General features: G+C 38.1%; 19 protein-coding genes and 1 pseudogene. 3 read left to right on the top strand and 17 right to left on the bottom strand.

Annotated elements, in window-relative coordinates; translation table 11 throughout:
* Nucleotides 1-37: 37 nt before the first annotated feature.
* The 11 genes from IHV11_RS08695 to yneA form a co-directional block, all read right to left on the bottom strand.
* Nucleotides 38-883: a M15 family metallopeptidase gene (locus IHV11_RS08695; protein ID WP_231620214.1), complete on the bottom strand. Its 846-nt coding sequence runs from the start codon at nt 881-883 to the stop codon at nt 38-40.
* A 448-nt stretch (nt 884-1,331) separates the two neighbouring features.
* A complete protein-coding gene (locus IHV11_RS08700; protein WP_370568643.1) occupies nt 1,332-3,134 on the bottom strand; it encodes an ABC transporter ATP-binding protein in 1,803 nt (600 codons plus the stop codon).
* Nucleotides 3,131-4,882 carry an ABC transporter transmembrane domain-containing protein gene (locus tag IHV11_RS08705; protein WP_197194383.1) on the bottom strand — a complete coding sequence of 584 codons (1,752 nt, stop codon included), beginning with the start codon at nt 4,880-4,882 and terminating at the stop codon, nt 3,131-3,133. Before IHV11_RS08705 ends, IHV11_RS08700 begins: the two co-directional genes overlap by 4 nt.
* A 138-nt stretch (nt 4,883-5,020) precedes the next feature.
* Complete coding sequence (gene mnmH, locus IHV11_RS08710; RefSeq protein ID WP_197194384.1) at nt 5,021-6,067, bottom strand: tRNA 2-selenouridine(34) synthase MnmH; 1,047 nt, start codon at nt 6,065-6,067, stop codon at nt 5,021-5,023.
* A gap of 88 nt (nt 6,068-6,155) precedes the next feature.
* Nucleotides 6,156-6,374 carry a YneF family protein gene (locus IHV11_RS08715; RefSeq protein WP_066241071.1) on the bottom strand — a complete coding sequence of 73 codons (219 nt, stop codon included), beginning with the start codon at nt 6,372-6,374 and terminating at the stop codon, nt 6,156-6,158.
* Between the two features lie 77 nt (nt 6,375-6,451).
* Entirely contained in the window at nt 6,452-6,892 is a 441-nt protein-coding gene (gene sirA, locus IHV11_RS08720) for a sporulation inhibitor of replication protein SirA (protein ID WP_197194385.1), read from the bottom strand.
* Nucleotides 6,893-7,043: 151 nt separating this feature from the next.
* A complete protein-coding gene (gene tkt, locus IHV11_RS08725; RefSeq protein WP_370568644.1) occupies nt 7,044-9,047 on the bottom strand; it encodes a transketolase in 2,004 nt (667 codons plus the stop codon).
* 173 nt (nt 9,048-9,220) lie between these two features.
* Nucleotides 9,221-9,505, bottom strand: coding sequence for a HesB/YadR/YfhF family protein (locus tag IHV11_RS08730; protein WP_197127800.1), 285 nt, complete (start codon nt 9,503-9,505; stop codon nt 9,221-9,223).
* 104 nt (nt 9,506-9,609) lie between these two features.
* A complete protein-coding gene (locus tag IHV11_RS08735) occupies nt 9,610-9,849 on the bottom strand; it encodes a DUF896 domain-containing protein (RefSeq protein ID WP_197127799.1) in 240 nt (79 codons plus the stop codon).
* 60 nt (nt 9,850-9,909) lie between these two features.
* The gene (locus IHV11_RS08740) at nt 9,910-10,554 is read right to left on the bottom strand and encodes a YneB family resolvase-like protein (protein WP_197194387.1); all 645 of its coding nucleotides are present in this window, start codon (nt 10,552-10,554) and stop codon (nt 9,910-9,912) included.
* 18 nt (nt 10,555-10,572) lie between these two features.
* Nucleotides 10,573-10,839, bottom strand: coding sequence for a cell division suppressor protein YneA (gene yneA, locus IHV11_RS08745; protein ID WP_144700632.1), 267 nt, complete (start codon nt 10,837-10,839; stop codon nt 10,573-10,575).
* 160 nt (nt 10,840-10,999) lie between these two features.
* Between yneA and lexA the strand changes: the two genes are divergently transcribed.
* Together lexA and IHV11_RS08755 are read left to right on the top strand one after the other, a co-directional pair.
* On the top strand, nt 11,000-11,614 hold the full coding sequence (gene lexA, locus IHV11_RS08750) for a transcriptional repressor LexA (RefSeq protein WP_197127797.1): 615 nt from the start codon (nt 11,000-11,002) through the stop codon (nt 11,612-11,614).
* A gap of 442 nt (nt 11,615-12,056) precedes the next feature.
* Nucleotides 12,057-12,566: pseudogene (locus IHV11_RS08755) on the top strand (hypothetical protein); the annotation flags it as partial.
* 56 nt (nt 12,567-12,622) lie between these two features.
* Here the strand turns inward: IHV11_RS08755 and IHV11_RS08760 are convergent.
* Together IHV11_RS08760 and IHV11_RS08765 are read right to left on the bottom strand one after the other, a co-directional pair.
* A complete protein-coding gene (locus tag IHV11_RS08760) occupies nt 12,623-12,919 on the bottom strand; it encodes a rhodanese-like domain-containing protein (protein WP_197194389.1) in 297 nt (98 codons plus the stop codon).
* A 92-nt stretch (nt 12,920-13,011) separates the two neighbouring features.
* Nucleotides 13,012-13,854, bottom strand: a complete 843-nt coding sequence (locus IHV11_RS08765; protein WP_197194390.1) for a sulfite exporter TauE/SafE family protein — start codon at nt 13,852-13,854, stop codon at nt 13,012-13,014.
* Nucleotides 13,855-13,957: 103 nt separating this feature from the next.
* Between IHV11_RS08765 and IHV11_RS08770 the strand changes: the two genes are divergently transcribed.
* Nucleotides 13,958-14,797, top strand: a complete 840-nt coding sequence (locus tag IHV11_RS08770; protein ID WP_197194391.1) for a LysR family transcriptional regulator — start codon at nt 13,958-13,960, stop codon at nt 14,795-14,797.
* Nucleotides 14,798-14,838: 41 nt separating this feature from the next.
* On the opposite strand, the gene glnA is transcribed toward IHV11_RS08770, so the two are convergent.
* The 4 genes from glnA to hflX all read right to left on the bottom strand — a co-directional run bounded on the left by glnA (nt 14,839) and on the right by hflX (nt 19,314).
* Nucleotides 14,839-16,173, bottom strand: coding sequence for a type I glutamate--ammonia ligase (glnA, locus tag IHV11_RS08775; RefSeq protein ID WP_191753558.1), 1,335 nt, complete (start codon nt 16,171-16,173; stop codon nt 14,839-14,841).
* A gap of 73 nt (nt 16,174-16,246) precedes the next feature.
* Nucleotides 16,247-16,648 (bottom strand): MerR family transcriptional regulator, encoded by a 402-nt coding sequence (locus IHV11_RS08780; RefSeq protein ID WP_066393870.1) that lies wholly within the window; start codon nt 16,646-16,648, stop codon nt 16,247-16,249.
* 139 nt (nt 16,649-16,787) lie between these two features.
* A complete protein-coding gene (locus IHV11_RS08785) occupies nt 16,788-18,056 on the bottom strand; it encodes an aminotransferase class I/II-fold pyridoxal phosphate-dependent enzyme (protein WP_197194392.1) in 1,269 nt (422 codons plus the stop codon).
* A 1-nt stretch (nt 18,057) separates the two neighbouring features.
* A complete protein-coding gene (hflX, locus tag IHV11_RS08790; RefSeq protein ID WP_197191112.1) occupies nt 18,058-19,314 on the bottom strand; it encodes a GTPase HflX in 1,257 nt (418 codons plus the stop codon).
* Nucleotides 19,315-19,329 lie beyond the last annotated feature (15 nt).

Below are 19,329 nucleotides of genomic sequence, written 5' to 3' on the forward strand. Positions count from 1 at the left end.
AAAGAAAGACAGCTTAGAAAAAAGCTGTCAGAGATGTTTATGGTTTTTGTAAATACTCTTCGAGCGTGATGTCCTGCTCGTGAATTGCTTTGGCATGATCTACCCCAACATATCGGAGATGCCAAGGTTCATATTGATATCCAGTAATATCTTCTTTCCCTTTCAGATATCTGATGATGAATCCATACTTATGAGCATTATCTGCTAGCCATTTTCCTTCTTTTGTCTCGCCAAAGGCTTCTACAAGTTCAAAGTTCACTTCTTGTGATGTAACATCCATTGATAATCCAGTCTGATGTTCACTCTGACCTGGCTTGGAGCTCGTTTTGTTCGCTACTTCTTCCCCTTTTTGCTCAGCATTAAAGGCGAAGATAGACACTTGCGTATCATAAGAGCGATACCCGGATTGTGCTAGCAACTCGAGACCGTCCTCTTCAGCTGCCTTAAACAATACTTCTAAAGAAAGAGCGGCCTCTTTTCTTAATTTTTTCTTAGGTAGATCCTCTTTAAAAGGAAACGGAACATTTGGTGTAACTAAATCTTTCGGTTCATAATTATCGGGTAGGTTTCTTTCCTTGTTCGCAACGATTAAAAGATCGTCTAGATTCTGTACCACCGCTTTCCCGTCACCAGATACCGTTACCGTTTCTTCTAGCCACGGCAGATCAACCTCCGTTGAAGGTTGTTCAACAGGATTTTCATTTTTGTTTTCATCATTTGGTTTTGGTGTAGTCTGCTCGTTCGAAATCTGTTTTTCGTTCTCTTCAGAGCTCTCTTCATTAAAGGCAGCATTCCATTTCTTTTCTGCCCAGTCAACTGGCTTACATGCTGAAAGGACAACCATGCTGCCGATCAACATTGATGGTAATACATATTTCTTCAAAGCATTCTCATCCTTTTATTCAGTTTGTCTGTACGTGTATGCTATCTTATAATAGGATAATTTGCAAATAAGTCAATCACTTAAAACAGAAGTTCATATTTTCGAAAAATTAAAGTAAAAAATAGGGACATTTTATATGGTAGATAGTAACAAATGCTTTATTTCGCAAAAATTATGGAGAGAGCAGTTGATTCTGGTTCCAGGTTCCTCGTTTTACGGTACGTGTTATTTTATTTATTACGCATTCGCCGGTAAATTGTATGTTTTCACCTGTGATTGATCTCTTTCCACTTGTACAACGCTTAGGAGCACCGCTAATAAAGGCGTAATCACATGAGATTACACCGATATCCTCTTTAGTAAGCTGCTTTGTTAGAAAACAACATAAAAATAGACAGTTCTCTTTTTTAAGAAGAACTGTCACATAATACATAAACCATTAAGTATGTTAACCTACATCGTTCATAGAATCTTTTCCATGTTGCAATAGGAACATCTTATGATACAAACCTCGATGTCTTAATAGTTCTTGGTGAGTCCCTCTTTCAACAATTTCCCCTTTATGCAACACAAGAATGAGTTCTGCGTCTTGTATCGTGGATAGTCTGTGTGCAATAGCAATTGTCGTTCTGCCGCTGCGCATTTTATGAAGAGCTTCTTGTATCTCTTCTTCGGTCTCTGTATCGATGTTTGCTGTCGCTTCGTCGAGTATCAAGATCTTAGGTGAGAAAGCCATCGTTCGCGCAAAAGAGATCAGTTGTCTTTGTCCACTTGAAAAGGTTGCCCCTCTTTCTCCTAACTCTGTTTGATAACCCTCAGGAAGTTTTTCGATAAATGATGATGCCTGAACAAATCTTGCTGCATTCATTACATCTTCGTCCGTAATGGTTTTGTCGTATAACCTTACGTTTTGCATAATATCGCCAACAAATAAAAAGGGATCTTGCAAAACGAGTCCCATCTTGTTTCTTAACTCATTGTTTTCGTAGTTTGATAAAGGAATGTCATCGATCAAAATCTGACCTTTATTCACTTCATAAAAGCGCATGAGCAAATTGATGATCGAGCTCTTACCGCTTCCGGTATGACCGACAAGAGCCACTGTTTGACCGGGCTCTGCAGTGAAAGAGATCCCTTTAAGAACTTCCTGCTCTCCATCATAAGAAAATGAAACATCTTTAAATTCAATCTTACCTCTTGAAATCGCCGGAACCGTATTCCCTTTCTTCACCGGTGCAAACTCTTCTTCATCCATGACTGTAAATACGCGTCCTGCTGATACGATAGCTTGCTGAAAAATAGAAAGGCGCATCATCATCATATTAACTGGTTCAAAAAAGCGATCCAGATAATTGATAAAAGCATAAATCACACCGATCTCAACAGGAGAATTAAATGATTTGATGCCAAAAAAGGAAAGGATCATCAACAATGCAAGCATATAAACAAGATCAACGGCAGGTCTCAGCAACAAACCGTTGTATTTTATATTTCTGAACTGTGCATCATTATGTTCTTGATTGATTTTTGCAAACTCTTTTCGAAGCCTTTTTTGCTGGTTGAACGCTTGTACGATGGACATCCCTTGAAGAGATTCATTTAATTTTGCATTCAACTGGCTAAGTTTTTCTCTCATGTCATAAAACGACCTGGAACTATATTTACGATACAGCCACATGATCAAAACAATGAACGGCAAGATACACAAACAGAATAGTGCAAGTTTGACATTCAAATAGAACATGAATCCAAAGATACCAAATAAGAATACGATATTTTGAACAAACGTCGAGAGTACACTTACATAAAGATCTTTAACTGCTTCTGTGTCGTTCGTAATCCGTGAAACTAAGCTTCCTACTGGTGTGCGATCAAAGAATTTTAATCCTAATGAATGGACCTTTGTATACACTTGGATCCGCAGAGTTTGAATAATGTCAAGTGCTACAGATTGGAACAAAACAAATTGAACATAGTTTACAACCGCTGATATTACGATTAATCCAATGTATCCTGTAGCGAGTATCACCAAAGCTCTTTGTTCAAAATTTCGAGGTGTGACAAAATCGTCGATGAACGTTTTAACGAGAATTGGACCCGTTAATTCAGCTGCTGTTGCGACTAATAACAAAAAGAAGGCGAATGCCAAACGTTTTTTGTGTGGTTTTGTATAAGACATGAGTCTTTTAAAAACAGTCCACTGCTTCATTTGCTGCAATTCATCGAGTGTAGGTTCTTGTTCGGCACTCATTTGTTCACACCTCCCTGTGAAATCAGCATTTCCAAAGCTTGTTTTTCATATGTTTCTTTGTACCATCCATCTTCGTTCAACAAGCTGTGATGAGTACCTCGTTGTAGGATTGTTCCATTTTCCAAAACGATGATTAGATCGCAATGCGCGATAGATGATAGTCTATGAGCAGTTATAATCGTCGTTTGATTTTGCCGTTTGTTCTTTAATTGCTGAAGGATGGATTCCTCTGTTTTAGCATCAACTGCAGAAAGGGAGTCGTCTAGAATTAACATTTCTGGACTTTTTATCAATGCCCTTGCAATTGAGATCCTTTGCTTTTGTCCTCCTGAAAGTGTGACTCCCCTCTCACCTACTACTGTTTCATATCCATATTTAAACTGAGAAATGTCTTTATGAATCGAGGCAAGCTCTGCCGCTTCTTTTATTTCTGAAAAAGGTGAATCGACTTTTGAAAAAGCAATATTTTCTGCAATGGTAGCTGAAAATAAAAAATGGTCCTGTGGTACATAACCGATCGAACTTCGTAACGCATCCAATTTGTACTCACAAATATCGTGATTATCTAAAATAAAGTCGTTTGATCTTAATTGAAATTCTCGCAGCAATAACTTGCATAGTGTTGTTTTACCGCTACCTGTCTTTCCGACGACCCCAAGAGTCTGACCTCGTTTTAAAGTAAAGTGGATATCACTTAAAACAGAAGCACCTGTAGTGTATGAAAATTGCTTTAATTGAAATGAAATATCACCTTTGGGACTGTTTTCGATTGAACCATTGTCTTCAATCTCTTCTTTTACAGCAAGAAGTGATTCTACACGATCATAAGAAGCTCTTCCTCGCTCTACAATATTAAACAACCAGCCAAATGCAAGCATCGGCCATATTAACAATCCGAGATAACTAGTAAATGAAACAAGTTCTCCTATTGTTAGTTCATTACGCGTTACGAGAATCGATCCATAACCGACCGCTAGAAAAAAGGAGAATCCAATGATCAGAGATATAGTAGGGTCGAACAAAGAATCAATACGAGCAACATCCATATTTTTCCTAACTGCATCTTTCGAGAGATCCGAAAAGCTGTCAATATCATCTTTTTCTTGACCAAAAGCTTTAATTACCCTCGTACCAGAAATACTTTCTTGCACTTTATCGTTCAAAGTTGAGAATGCTTCTTGTGCACTATGAAACCTTTTGTGCAGCATCGTACCATATTTGTTTGTTGCCCACGCCATAATTGGTAAGGGCAGAAGACTGACAAGTGTTAATTTCCAACTGATCGTTGTTGCCATTGCGATTAATGTAAAACCACCCATCATCAATGAATCTACTAGCGTTAAAACGCCATCCCCAGCAGTCTGTTGAATAGCCTGAAGATCGTTCGTAGAATGAGCCATCAAGTCTCCTACACGTCTCTTTTGATAGAATTCTTGTGATTTTTTTGTAAAATGCTCGTACAGCCTATTTCTTAGTAACATCGCCAATTTAACAGCTGAACCGAAGATTAATATTCTCCAGATATACCGAAGAACATAGATACCTATCGCAATGCTGATTAAAACTGCAGCATATTTCCATAAGATCTCTTCGGTTATCGTACCTTCTTCAATATGATCGACAATGAGCCCGACCACTTTTGGAGGGACCAATAATCCAAGTGACACGAAGGCAAGCATTATGATTCCGCCTATATACCGCCACTTTTCTTGTTTAAAATACCACATTAACTGCAGAAAAACCTTCAACGCCCGTTCCCCCTTGTTTCTATATCAAAACAATTCTAGTTTACCAATATATGAAAATTCCGAAAAGGAAAAAGTTTCACAAAAATAGACCCCATTAAAAGGGTCTTTTTGAAATCATCTGTAACTGATTTAGATTTTTTAGCGCAAATACTGATCTAATACGTTCTTTACTTTTGTATAGACGCCTTGATAGGAATCACTATTCAGTTTGATGCACTCACTTTCATATTGCTGTTGTGCGTAATCATATTTAGGATCATAATAATTCTCAAGAAGCAGTGATACTACATTTTCATAATTTAACGTTTTCAGGTTTTCTTGAATGTCTAACATGATTGCTGTGGGAATTCTTTTTGACAGCTTATTGACCGCTTCAATAATCTCATCTTTATGCAGAAGCGGCTCGTACACATTACAAATATATTTAACCCTTAAATGAAAAGGTAGCTCCACATGAATTCGAACACCGCTGTATTTACCTTCTAACAGAAAATTGGGAACGACTACTCTCCCAATACGTTTACTCTCTGATTCAATAATAATCGCTGTAGATTTCTCCGACTTCTGAAGTTGTTCATAAAGTCTTGATTCAAACTTCTTCTGCGAAGAGGGGTGTTCTCCGATCTTTCCGAAAATCGAGCCTTTATGTCCTGCCATTTCTTCAAGGTTCAGTACTGGATATCCTTCTTCTTGCAGTTGTTTCAGTAGTTTCGTTTTCATCGTACCAGTATGACCTTCAAGTACGATGATCTTTCTTGGTTCAGCCTCCATCTCTCTAAAAAAAGCATCAATCTTCTTTCTATACGACCGTATGCCTCCATCGAGCTGTAGGGTCTTTATCCCCATCATGTTCATCGTTTGAGCGATACTCCTTGAACGAAATCCACCTCTTGCGCAATAGATAACAACCTGTTTTTCAGGATTTTCTTTACTTTGGGAATTTATCTGATTATATAAAGACGGAAGTTTGGGTGCAACAACTTGCAGTCCACGCTCCATCGCAGCTTCTTTACTTTCCTGTTTGTACAACGTACCTATTTCTGCTCTTTCCTCATTTGAAAATATACTCACATTAAACGCACCAGGAATATGGTACTCTTCAAATTCTTTCGGAGATCTTACATCAAAAAGCAAATAATGATTTGCATCTATCTCATCTATGGAAATCGTCTCAACGTTGTTCATTGCCATCATCCTTTATTGATACATAACGCTATTTGTAAAGAGAACGAAAACAAGCACCCGATTATTCATCAGGGTGCTTGTCCAACTCTTACTTCATCTGCTTGTTCATAGCCTGCATCATTTGATTAATTTTCTTCTGTGAAGGCTTTTGCCCCATCTGCATCATCATCACACGCAACATATTTTCATTAATCGGTGGATTTTTTTGTAAATAACTCATCATATACTTGCGGGCAATAAAAAATCCGATCGCAACACCTGCAATCAGTGAGAGTGCACACACAAGGATTATCATACCAGTACCCATTGTTAATACTTCCTCCTTCATGTTGTCTAGAACTAGTTTACTACAAGTTTACCTACACATACAAGATTGAAAGAGAATTAAGTGGCATAGACCATGTTCAATTTAAACGGTGAAAGCCATCCAAATTTTCTTTCACCATAGTCCATCGCAAGAAAGTAAGGTTCATATTGGCGAAGCGCCTCAAATATAATCGTTTCTGCTTCAAAGTTTCCGATACTGTAAAGGTGGATATATTGATCAGTGAGTTCTATTCTCACGATGCTATCTTTGCAAGATAAAGAATATGTTTCTCCTTCTGAACGCCATTCCTGTGTACCACTTAAATGGTTCCAAAAGTGTTTTTCTAGTTGAGAAACAGATAATAGAGAGGTTATGTAACTGATCTGCTTTTGTAGGATAGTTTTAGATAAGCCATTTGAGCGCTGTTCTTCGAAAAACAACTGAAACAGCTTATTTTCCTTGCCATAATAGGAATGAGCAACTTCTTTTGTGATTAAATAGATATAAAATTCTCTCATGAACAAGCTCCTCTCCGATCATTTTCTAAAAGTATATACAATATACGTAAAGAAGCTTGTCTAAAAAGGTGTGCAGATTCTAACTACTTTTGTCGAATCAGTAAGAAAAGGAGGTTTCCTCTCGGAAACCTCCTTATTCATGCGAATTTTTTTATTTATTTAACATGTCTTTAACACGTTTTACGATGTTCTCTGGAGTAAATCCGAATTCTTTTTGAATGACTTCTCCAGGAGCAGATGCACCAAACGTATCGATTGTTAGCGTATCTCCTTCAAGGCCAACATATTTATGCCAACCGAGTGAAGCCCCCATTTCAATCGCTAAACGCTTCGTAATATTCTTTGGAAGTACAGATTCTTTATAGTCGTTATCTTGCTTATCAAAACTTTCCCAAGATGGCATAGAAACGACTGAAGCTGAAATTCCTTCTTTTTGAAGTAGTTCTTGTGCAGCAACTGCAACACTAACTTCAGATCCTGCAGAAAGAAGCAATACATCTGCATCAGCTTCAGCTGGCGAAACAACATAAGCTCCTCGCTTAACACCTTCATAAGCATTCTCTTTTGTGTTCTTTAAGATCGGTAGGTCATGACGGCTTAATACCAATGCAGTCGGCTGGTTCTTGCTCTCAAGCGCTAACTTCCAAGCTGCGTTTGACTCATATCCATCAGCGGGACGAATCACGTTAAGATTTGGCATCGCACGAAGAGAAGCAAGTTGCTCAACTGGTTCATGAGTTGGACCATCTTCTCCTACCATTACACTGTCATGCGTTAATACATACGTTACAGGAAGCCCCATTAGAGCAGATAATCGAATAGCAGGTCTTACATAATCAGAGAACACAAAGAATGTTCCACCGAACACATTCAGTCCGCCATGCAGAGCCATTCCGTTCAGTGCTGCTCCCATAGCGAACTCACGAACACCAAACCAGATGTTACGTCCGCTGTAATCGTTGCGACTGAAATTATTTTCGCCTTCAATAAGTGTTTTATTTGATCCTGCTAAGTCAGCAGATCCACCAAATAATGATGGCACACTCTTAGCTAGAGCATTGATCGCCTTACCTGAAGATGAACGAGTAGCTATAGCCTTGTCATAGTCAGGAAGGTCCTTGTCCCAATTCTCAGGAAGATTTCCTTTAATCGCTTCTTGAAGCTCGTTAGCTAATTCTGGATAAGCTTTTGCATAAGCATCGAATTGCTTGTTCCACTCTTCTTCTTTTGTTTGTCCTTCACTCTTCAGTTGTTCAAAGTGTGATTGTACTTCTTCAGGAACATGGAAATCTTGCTCAAACGTCCATTTGTACGCTTCTTTTGTTAGTAAGATCTCATCTTTACCTAGCGGCGCTCCATGAGAAGCAGATTTTCCTGATTTATTTGGTGAACCATGTCCGATTACAGTCTTCACTTCAATAAGAGTAGGCTTGTTAAGTTCTTCACGCGCTTCTGATAGTGCTTTTTCGATCTCATCAAGATCTGTTCCATCTTCCACATAAAGAACTTGCCAGCCATAAGCTTCAAATCTTTGTTTTACACTTTCAGAGAATGAGTGATGAAGGTCACCATCCAAAGAAATATCATTTGAATCGTAAAGTACGATCATTCTACCAAGCGCAAGATGACCTGCAAGTGAAGCTGCTTCAGCAGAAACACCCTCCATAAGGTCTCCATCACCACAGATAGAATAAGTAAAGTGATCGATCACTTCATGTCCATCACGGTTATATTTTGCAGCTAAGTGACGCTCAGCCATAGCCATACCTACAGCCATCGCAATCCCTTGACCAAGCGGGCCAGTTGTTGCTTCAACACCAACCGTATGACCGAATTCTGGGTGACCTGGAGTCTTACTTCCCCATTGTCTGAAATTCTTCAGATCATCAATTGTTAAACCATATCCACTCAAATGTAGCAAGCTATATAACAACATCGATCCATGTCCTGCTGATAGTACAAAACGGTCACGGTTGAACCATTCAGGATTTGCAGGATTATGGTTCATGAATTTAGACCATAAGCTATATGCCATAGGCGCAGCACCCATCGGCATACCTGGATGCCCTGAGTTCGCTTTTTCTATGCTGTCGATAGAAAGTGTTCTTATTGTATTAATTGCTAATTCATCAATAGTTCGTGACAAAAAAATCATCCCTTCATATGTACTAAACAGTTTTGACTTTCATAATAAACGTTCAAATGCAATTAGACAAGACAAACACATTTTTAACTATAGTTATTTTACCATCTACTCATGAAAACATACAAAAACCGCCTGTTATCCTACAACTTTTTCGTTGTATTAGAACAGGCGGTTAAATTTTATTATGCGAGACCTGGTAAGTGACATGAAAAATGATCCGTATTTTCATCATAATCAAGTTTCATATTCTCAACGAACCATTTATCTTCGTTTCGAACAAAAAATCGAAGACCTTCAATCTCTTGAATGTAATCGTTCTCTTCAGGCACATCAGCTGTCACACCAAGGGAAAAACCTCCCGAGTCACCACTTCCTGCATATTTTACGAAAAGTCTTAAAGCCTCTGACGCTTCTAAAGCAATATCCTTATAAAGGTTCGCAGCTGCACTTGTAATTGAAAAAGTCAAAATATTCTCCCCTTTCAAAGTTGTTATATAACAGTATATACTAATATGTATAGATTGCAACAGAAAAAAATGCCTATTTACAGTGAGTAAATAGGCATTTCTTATTAATGTTTGAGGTTATTTTTATTATCTTTACTTCGTTTTAATTTTTCAGGTGTTACATCATCACCGTTCGGATCAACAAAGGTCATACCATGCAAATCTTGAACGAAGGATTTACGGAAAACTTGTAAATATTCTTCTCGTAGTTTTTTTTGTTCAGCTTTTTCTGCTGATGTTAAATCTGATTGTTTAGATTTTCTAGACAGTTCATTTATACGTTGCATCTTATCTTTAGATAACATAGTAAAAACTCCTTTTTAAAGCATTCTTCACTCTATCCTACAGCAGAATGAAAGGAATTTCTAGTTATCTGTATTTTCCACATGTTCTTTGTATCTTCTATGTACTGTTGCTTTAGACACATCAAAGCCCAGCCCTCTAAGCGTTAAAGCGATGTCATGAAATGTAAGCTTCATGTTCTTTAATCGTACGATTTCAGAGATTGGCACTTCCTTTTTGTCTCTGCCACCACCAGTTTGATTTTTTAAATTCTTTTGAGGTTTATATCCTTCTTTAACAGCTTTTCTCATTCCACGCTTGATCTTCATATTATGAAGCTTTCGTTGGTATTCTTCTACAGTAGACACAATATCAAGCACCATTTCGTCCGCTTCTGTTAATGTGTATTCTCCGTTATTAGAGAGCGTATAAACTTTAATGTTGTATTTGATCAACTGATGAAGTAAAGCCATCTTAGCTTTTCCTCTGCCTAAACGAGTATCATCTTGTACAAGAAGGCACTGAAACTCTCCATCCCTTGCAAGATCTAATATATTTAGCAACTCTTCTCGATCTAGAGAGAAACCACTTGCTTTTTCACGGTAACAATTCACAACTTCAAATTTAAATTGTAGTGCTAACTTCTTTAGTTCCGCTTCTTGTCTTTCTAATGAAGTCATTTGTTCATCTTTATCTGTACTAACTCTGGAGTATATGATTGCTTTCATTGTTTAAAACCCGCTTTTTTATTTATTGACTGGTATGATTACTTTCTGTCCTGGAAAAACAGCTGCAGCATTTACACTGTTCTTCTTTTCGACCCATTGTATAAACTCCCAATTGGAATAATGATGCTTTGCATTATACTCTTCAGAAAGACTCCACAGTGAGTCTCCCTCCTGTATGGTTACTTCGATATATTGAGCTTCTTGTGAGGCAAGATTTGATAACGTAAAAAATATACCACCTAACAACCCTAAAAATACAATAACATGCATTGTCCCTTGTTTCATTGTGATATCCCCTTTCAACAAACGTTTGTTCGCATCTCTTACATTCATAATAACTGGAACGTTTGTTCGGTGTCAACTATTTTTTCGAACTTATGTTTGTATCTCTTAATTCTCCATGATATACTTTTTATAGATAAAAAATTCGGTGAGGTGCTAAAAAATGACTAAATTATCCAGACGACAATTGGATATATTGGCTTTCATAAAAGAGGAAGTATCACAAAAAGGGTATCCGCCTTCAGTTCGTGAAATCGGAGAGGCAGTTGGCCTTGCATCAAGCTCTACCGTTCACGGACATTTAGCAAGACTTGAAAAAAAGGGGCTTATAAGGCGAGATCCAACAAAGCCAAGAGCAATTGAAGTATTAGGTTTAGAAGACAACATCCCTTCTGTTCGTTCTGTTTCAATCCCTGTGATCGGTAAAGTTACGGCAGGTCTTCCAATCAGTGCAGTTGAGAACGTAGAAGAATACTTCCCTCTACCTGAGCACGTTGTTGGGGACGAGAACGTATTCATGTTATCAGTTGTTGGTGATAGTATGATTGAAGCAGGAATTTTCAATAGGGACTTAGTTGTTGTAAAACAGCAGCCTACAGCAAATAATGGAGATATCATCGTAGCTATGACTGATGAAGATGAAGCGACTGTAAAAAGATTCTTCAAAGAAAGAAACCATATCCGCTTGCAACCTGAAAATTCTTCGATGGAACCGATCATCTTACAGAGCTGTACGATTTTAGGTAAAGTAATCGGCGTATACCGAAGTATTCATTAATCTAATCCTCAATTCTGAATTTTCCTTAGAAGAAGTATCTAATTGACTAGATACTTCTTTTTTTCGTCCTATTACTTTACTAATTCATAGATTAATAATACTTTTAAAAGATCATTCATAGGCACTCAGGTACTCGACTAATGAAGGATAGGCACTATTAATTGACTGAATATTAAGTCTTTTTATCCATTTACATATTATACCTAAATAGTTTAAATTGGCAATGTAACGCGGCCAAAACTCCTTTGCTCTTCGTTTAACTTTAATCATTTTAATAACAATCGTATGAATTGATAGGAGGTGATCGAAGGGAGGACAAGTATAATTATTTCAGAATAAAAAATTACGAATAATGGGAGTGAGAATAATGCGAAAAAAACTATATCTTTATATGATTTGTTTTGCTCTTGCCGCAGTAGTATTTTCACCTAAGACATATGCAGAAAAAGAGAATACGATTAAGTCATTTGACTACGTGAATGTGGATGGTAAAGCTGTCGAATCTAATGCTTTTAAACTACTAGATGATCACATCAAAGTGACTATGGTACTTCCAAAACAGAATAAGAGCGGCGATTGGTTGGCATATGGATTCACAAACATGAAAGAATTAAATGCCTATATCGAAAAGGACAAGCTTAAAGAGCAAAAGAAAATCGATACGATGGGTACAGGTGCTTGTTGTACAGACTTTTATGAGAACAAGAACAAAGGTGGCGCCTACATTTATTGGAGAGACGGTTTTAAGAACCTCCCTTCAAGCTGGAATGATAGAATCTCATCACTAAGCACTGCATCACCTTCATCAAGCTACTCGACCACGCTCTGGCAGCATACTTCATCACAAGGCTATGGAAAAGGAGTCTTATTTAAGCACTCTGATTGGTATGGTAAGACTGCAAACATGGCATCTGACTGGAACAATATTGCATCCGCTATCGAGATCAAATGATTTTAAAACCCCTGACTTCTATGCTGTCAGGGGTTTTGTTTCTAAGTAGTATAAAGTTATTCGGTGTTCCCTTCCCATGCTTCCATACCGCATACCATATTGATCACATTAAAACCGTAGCTTTGAAGAAGCGTATATGCCCGACTGCTTCTACCTCCAGAACGACAAACTAATACGTACTCTTTAGATTTGTCCAATTCATGTATACGAAACTCTAACAAACCTAGTGCGATATTCATGGTTGTTGGTATTTTTCCTTCTTTCACTTCAGATGTTTCACGAACATCAATCATATGAAGAGATTGCCCTACTTTTAATTTTTTCTCAAGTTCTTTAGCCGTTAACTGTTTCACTCTCTATTCCTCCTATACATGTGACCGCAATATACCCTGAGGGGTATATTGCCAAGGTGTTCCTTTCTTCCAAATGTCAGAAGCCAATCTCATTAAGCTCTTAATAATCGAGAAACTTTGTTATACAATAGTACGATAAAGAATAGTCCTACCGCTGTGAGTAACAGTCCAAGAGATAATATCGTTAAAGATAACATTTTAAAAACTACACTCAATGCGACTACAATATAAAAGACAGCAAGCATTTCTTTCACCATATCTTCAGAAAACTTCTTCAAATTGAAGATACCAAATGGAGTGCCAATGAGCGCTCCGACGATCAGTAGCAAACCGTGGCGATAATCCATTTCTGCTCCTCCATACACATAAGATCCGATTCCAGAGATAACAATAAACGAAGCTGCTGCAATACTTGTACCAATTGCTTTATTGAGTTCAATACCAACTTTCTTTATAAGTAAGGGTGTCATCACGAAACCCCCACTAACGCCCATGAGTGATGAGATGATTCCTGTAAACAAACCAATTAAAGGGATCCAAGACCTTCCTCTCTCATTTCTGACAGAATGACTATTAGTTAAAAATTGAAATGCGAACCAGCTCAAGATCAGAACATATACAGTTGAAATAACCGTTGATGCTCCATTTATTTTTTCGAGCCAATGTACGAATGGCACAGTTGTAACAGCCCCTATTACCCCGAATAATCCAAGTATACACACCAAACGAATGTTTACATTTTTCATTTTTATGTGAGATAGCGTGCCCGTAACTGTTGAGCCCAATGTCAACATTAAAGAGAGTATAATGGCTCCGCTAGGTTCGTAACCAAGTACTAAAAGGACAGGAGTCAGTATAATTCCCCCGCCAATCCCAAAAAAACCGGAGATAACACCGATTGCTGCTCCACCAATAATAAACAAAAGCCACTCCATTTAATAACACTTCCTTCCTCCTTTCATTGTAACTTCAGTTTATTTATAATAAAAATGAATAAATATCATTGGAACCATTACGATTCTTAATGGAGGTTTCATTATGCAATTAGATTGGATCAGAAGTTTTGTGACACTTGCTCACCTAAAACATTTTACAAAAACAAGCGAATTTCTAAACCTATCTCAACCCACGATAAGCGTACACATCAGAAAGCTAGAGGATTATTTAGGATTGAAGCTTATTCAAAGGTCTGGAATGAATCAATCTTTTGAATTAACAAACGCTGGGGTACAAGTATTCGAACAAGGTAAGAAAATGTTAGAAATTTCAAGAACGATTGAATCAATAAAAGAAAAAAATGAAGAAATTCTACTCCGAATCGGAGCAACACATACCGTAAGCGACGTATTATTACCAGACTTCGTAAAGAAGATAAAGTTACTCTATCCATTTATCCGTCTAAAGCTCATGATTCATAATCACGAACAAATAGTCGTGGAATTACAAAAGAAGAAGATTGATATAGCTCTAGTTGAAGGAACAAGTGGATTAGATCCTTTTCAGGTAGAAGTAGTCAGCAGAGATGAGCTGCGCTTTTATGCACAGCATAAAATGTCTATTGAAAACTCTCCACTTATTCTTAGAGAGAAAGGATCTGGTACAAGGGAATATGCTGATCAACTTCTGCGTTCCGAAAGAATTGAACCGACGGAGATCATTGAAGCAAGCAGTCATTATTTGATTAAACAGTTAGCTGTTAGAGGACTCGGGATTGGATTTCTATCCTATTGGATGGTTAAGGATGAAGTATCAGAAGGAAAGCTTGTCCCACTCGATCCACATGTTGTTTATCGTCCCTTTTATGCGGTATATGCTGAAGAGTACGCCTCAGGGACCATTTACTCAGAAGTATTGAAGCTACTTCGGAAATTTTCTTAAGAATAAAAAAACCCCTGATAATGATATCAGGGGTAATCCTTTTAGTACATGCTCATATATTGTTCGCGTTCCCAAGGGTGAACTTGTGTACGGAACATATCCCACTCGATCTCTTTCGCTTCAATGAAGTGCTCTGTAGCATGTGCTCCAAGAGCTGTTGTTAGAACTTCGTTTTTGCTGAATAGAGTTAGGGCTTCTTTTAATGTTGCTGGAAGATCTTTGATTCCTTCTGCTTCACGCTCTTCTTTATCCATCACATAGATGTTTCTATCGATTGGCTTTGGAGCGTTTAGCTTGTTCTTGATTCCATCAAGACCTGCTGCAAGTAATACTGCCATTGCAAGATAAGGGTTAGCCGTTGGGTCAACGCTTCTTACCTCAATACGAGTACTGATGCCGCGAGAAGCTGGAATACGAATAAGCGGGCTTCTGTTTTGCATAGACCATGCAACGTAACAAGGCGCTTCGTAACCAGGTACAAGTCGCTTATAAGAGTTTACTGTCGGGTTCGTGATCGCTGTAAAATCTTGTGCATGCTTTAAGATACCTGCTAGGAAATGCATTGCTGTTTCGCTTAATCCTGTTTCAGATTTCGCATCATAGAACACATTTTCTCCATCTTTGAATAGAGACATATTTGCGTGCATACCTGATCCGTTCACACCGAACAATGGTTTAGCCATGAATGTTGCATGAAGACCATGTTTACGTGCGATTGTTTTTACAGCTAACTTAAACGTTTGAATGTTATCACAAGTGCTTACTGCATCAGCATATTTAAAATCGATCTCATGCTGTCCAGGTGCTACTTCATGGTGAGAAGCTTCGATTTCAAAGCCCATATCTTCAAGTTCTAAAACGATATCTCTACGGCAGTTTTCACCAAGGTCAGTTGGAGCTAAGTCAAAATATCCACCTTTATCGTTTAGTTCTAGAGTCGGCTCACCCTTCTCGTCATTCTTAAATAAGAAGAATTCTGGTTCAGGTCCAATATTGAAATCAGAGAAACCTAGGTCTTCCATCTCTTTTAATACGCGCTTTAAGATTCCACGAGGATCTCCATCAAACGGATTTCCGTCAGGCATGAAAATGTCACAGATCAAACGTGCAACTTTGCCTTTTTCAGAAGTCCATGGGAAGATCATGAATGTATCTAAATCAGGATAAAGATTCATATCTGATTCTTCTATTCGAACGAATCCTTCAATAGAAGATCCGTCAAACATCATCTTGTTCTCTAAAGCTTTTTCAAGTTGACCAATCGGTATCTCAACATTTTTGATAACACCCAATAAATCAGTAAATTGCAAACGGATAAATCTTACGTTTTCTTCTTTTACCATTCTTAAGATATCTTCTTTAGTGTACTTAGACAAATCTTTCTCCTCCTTTAAATATAAAGCGCCTAAATATGGCGATTGTTCACATCGTAAGTATTATTAAATGATTTTAATGAAAAAACCTGGATAGTTCTCCTTGAATCAATGAGGTTTTTCCATGTCTGCCAGCATGAATCAATTCCCTTTTTAACCTGCGATGAAGCGCAGATTCGGAAATTTGTTGAACACCTTGCACATTCGGCTGGTTCTTAATTAATTCTGCTGCCTGTTCATTTAGCTCAAAGACTCGTTTGATACCGGCTAAATTCACACCTTGTTCAAGTAGTGCTTTGATCTCAAGAAGTTTATCAACATCATTAAATGAGAATAAACGACGGTTCCCTTCAGTTCGTGCAGGATGAATAAGATCATGCTCTTCGTAATAACGAATCTGACGAGCTGATAGTTCAGTCAGCTGCATGACGATGCTGATGGGGAACAAAGGTAAGTTCCTACGATTCATATCGTTCATATTGCCTACCTCCTTTCAACTTCTTTTTATATCTTATGTCACAAAAGCTCACATGTCAATCCTAATGTTAGAAAAATTAACATCAATATAAAAAAGAGGCAGATCGCCTCTTTTTTAATGTCTTTTTATGATTTGTTTTTTATTTATTGATAAGCCCTTGTGTTAAAAGTTCATCGACAGCTGATAAAACGGCAATCTTAACATGTTCATACGTTAGCCCACCCTGCACGAATGCAATATACGGCGGACGGATCGGGCCATCAGCTGTTAGCTCGATGCTTGCACCTTGAATAAAAGTACCCGCTGCCATGATTACATCGTCTTCATAACCAGGCATATAATCAGGGTATGGAATCGCATATGAGTTGATCGGTGATGCCTTTTGAATCGCTTGACAGAATTTGATCATACGCTCGCGGTCATTAAAGACTACAGATTGGATAAGATCTGTTCTCTTTGCATCATATGAAGGACGCGTTTCCATTCCTAATTCTTCTAAGAAAGCAGCTGTAAACACCGCTCCTTTCAATGCTTGTGCCGTTACATGAGGCGCAAGAAAAAATCCTTGATACATCTCTTGAAGACTGTAAAGCGACGCTCCTGCTTCACGGCCGATTCCAGGGGAAGTTAATCGGTAAGAGATCCTGTCGATCAAGTTCTCTTTTCCAGCGATATAGCCACCTGTTTTAGCAAGACCACCACCAGGATTTTTAATCAAGGAACCTGCAATTACATCGGCTCCTGCTTCGATCGGTTCTCTTTCTTCAACAAACTCTCCATAACAATTATCCACAAATACGATCACATCTGATTTGATTTCTTTTACGAAAGATATCATTTCTTCTATTTCATTCACTGTAAAAGATGGACGATCTGCATAACCTTTTGAGCGTTGAATTCCGATCACTTTCGTTTTTTCCGAAATCGCACGTTGGACTTCTGTAAAGTTAATCGCTCCTTCAGAAGTCAGATCTATATGTTGATACGAAATGTTGTAATCTTTTAAGGACCCTTCACCTGTTCCCCTGATCCCTACGATTTCTTCGAGTGTATCATAAGGTTTACCCGTGATATAGAGGAGTTCATCTCCAGGACGGAGCATTCCGAATAAAGACAGAGTGATCGCATGAGTACCAGAGATGATTTGTGGCCTAACGATTGCAGCCTCTGCTCCAAAAACATCCGCATATACCTTTTCGAGAGTATCACGACCCGTATCATCGTATCCATATCCTGTTGAAGGATGAAAATGGTGATCTCCTACTTGATTATTTTGAAAGGCTCTCAACACCTTTAACTGATTAAATGCACTTTTCTCATCGATCAGTTTATGTTGTTCTGCAATTCGTTCTGTTACTTTTTCAGTAGTTTTTTTAAGTACGTCTTCATTTTGAAACTGTGAATACATGTTATTCTCCTTTGTTGCTGATGGACGGAATGGAAGAGGAAGATAACGCGTATCCCTTGCATTCATAGACCAATTCTTCTTTATTGAATTCTTGTGTGATAAGTATGGTTTCTCCACGCAGTTGTGATAGAAGCTTACCGTCATGTGCTAAAACTTTAACTTCATAGTATGTCATCTGCTTCATCACTTCTTTTTCAATCGTTTCAAGTAATGAAGAGATATCCTTATTCTCTAATGCAGAAATGGAAATGGACGGATTCTCTGGAATGAAATCGTCTTTGAACTGGTCTTTTTTATTATAAACCGTAAGCATCGGTATATGAGATGCCTTCAACTCGCTTAAAATACGTTTAACCGTTTGTTCATGTTGAATGCGATCCTCACTAGAACCGTCGATCACATGAATAAGAAGATTTGCTTCTGCCGCTTCTTCTAAAGTTGACCTGAAGGCCGCGATCAATGATGTTGGTAGATCTTGAATGAAGCCTACCGTATCTGTTAACAGCATCTGAAACCCGCTTTTTAGTTTTACTTTTCGAGTCAACGGATCTAACGTCGCAAATAATTGATCTTCTTCATAACTATCAGCTTCTGCTAATTTGTTAAAGATCGTCGATTTCCCCGCGTTCGTATAACCAACAAGTGCTGCTTGAAAAGCGCCTTGATGTTTGCGGCGTTCTCTATATCTTTCTCTATGACTTACAACAGAATTGATCTGTGTTTTAAGCTCATGTATACGAAACCGAATATGACGTCTATCTTTTTCGAGTTTGGTCTCACCAGGACCACGTGTTCCGATTCCCCCACCTAACCTCGAAAGACTGGCGCCGATACCTGATAAACGGGGCAGTAAGTATTCAAGCTGAGCGAGTTCTACTTGAAGCTTCCCTTCTCTCGTCTTCGCTCTTTGCGCAAAGATATCCAATATCAGTTGTGTTCGATCAATGACTCTTGCGTTGAAATGCGATGATAAATTGCGAACTTGAGAAGGAGATAATTCACTGTTAAAAATAATGATATCTGCTTCAAGTTCTTCTTCAAGGGTGATAATTTCCTCTACTTTACCTTTACCAATAAAAGTAGCTGAATCATATCGGTCTCTTTTTTGTGTAACAACAGCGCACACAGTCCCTTGAGCTGTTTTTGTTAAAGATTTTAATTCTTCCATTGAATAAAAAAAACGCTCGTCGTTCTGCCGTGGAAGCTGACATCCGACGAGTATCGCTTTTTCATGAACTGAATCTTTGTTTTTGTTCAAATTTGCGATCCCTGC

It is taken from the genome of Fictibacillus sp. 26RED30, assembly GCF_015903845.1.
GTDB classification, from domain to species: domain Bacteria; phylum Bacillota; class Bacilli; order Bacillales; family Fictibacillaceae; genus Fictibacillus; species Fictibacillus phosphorivorans.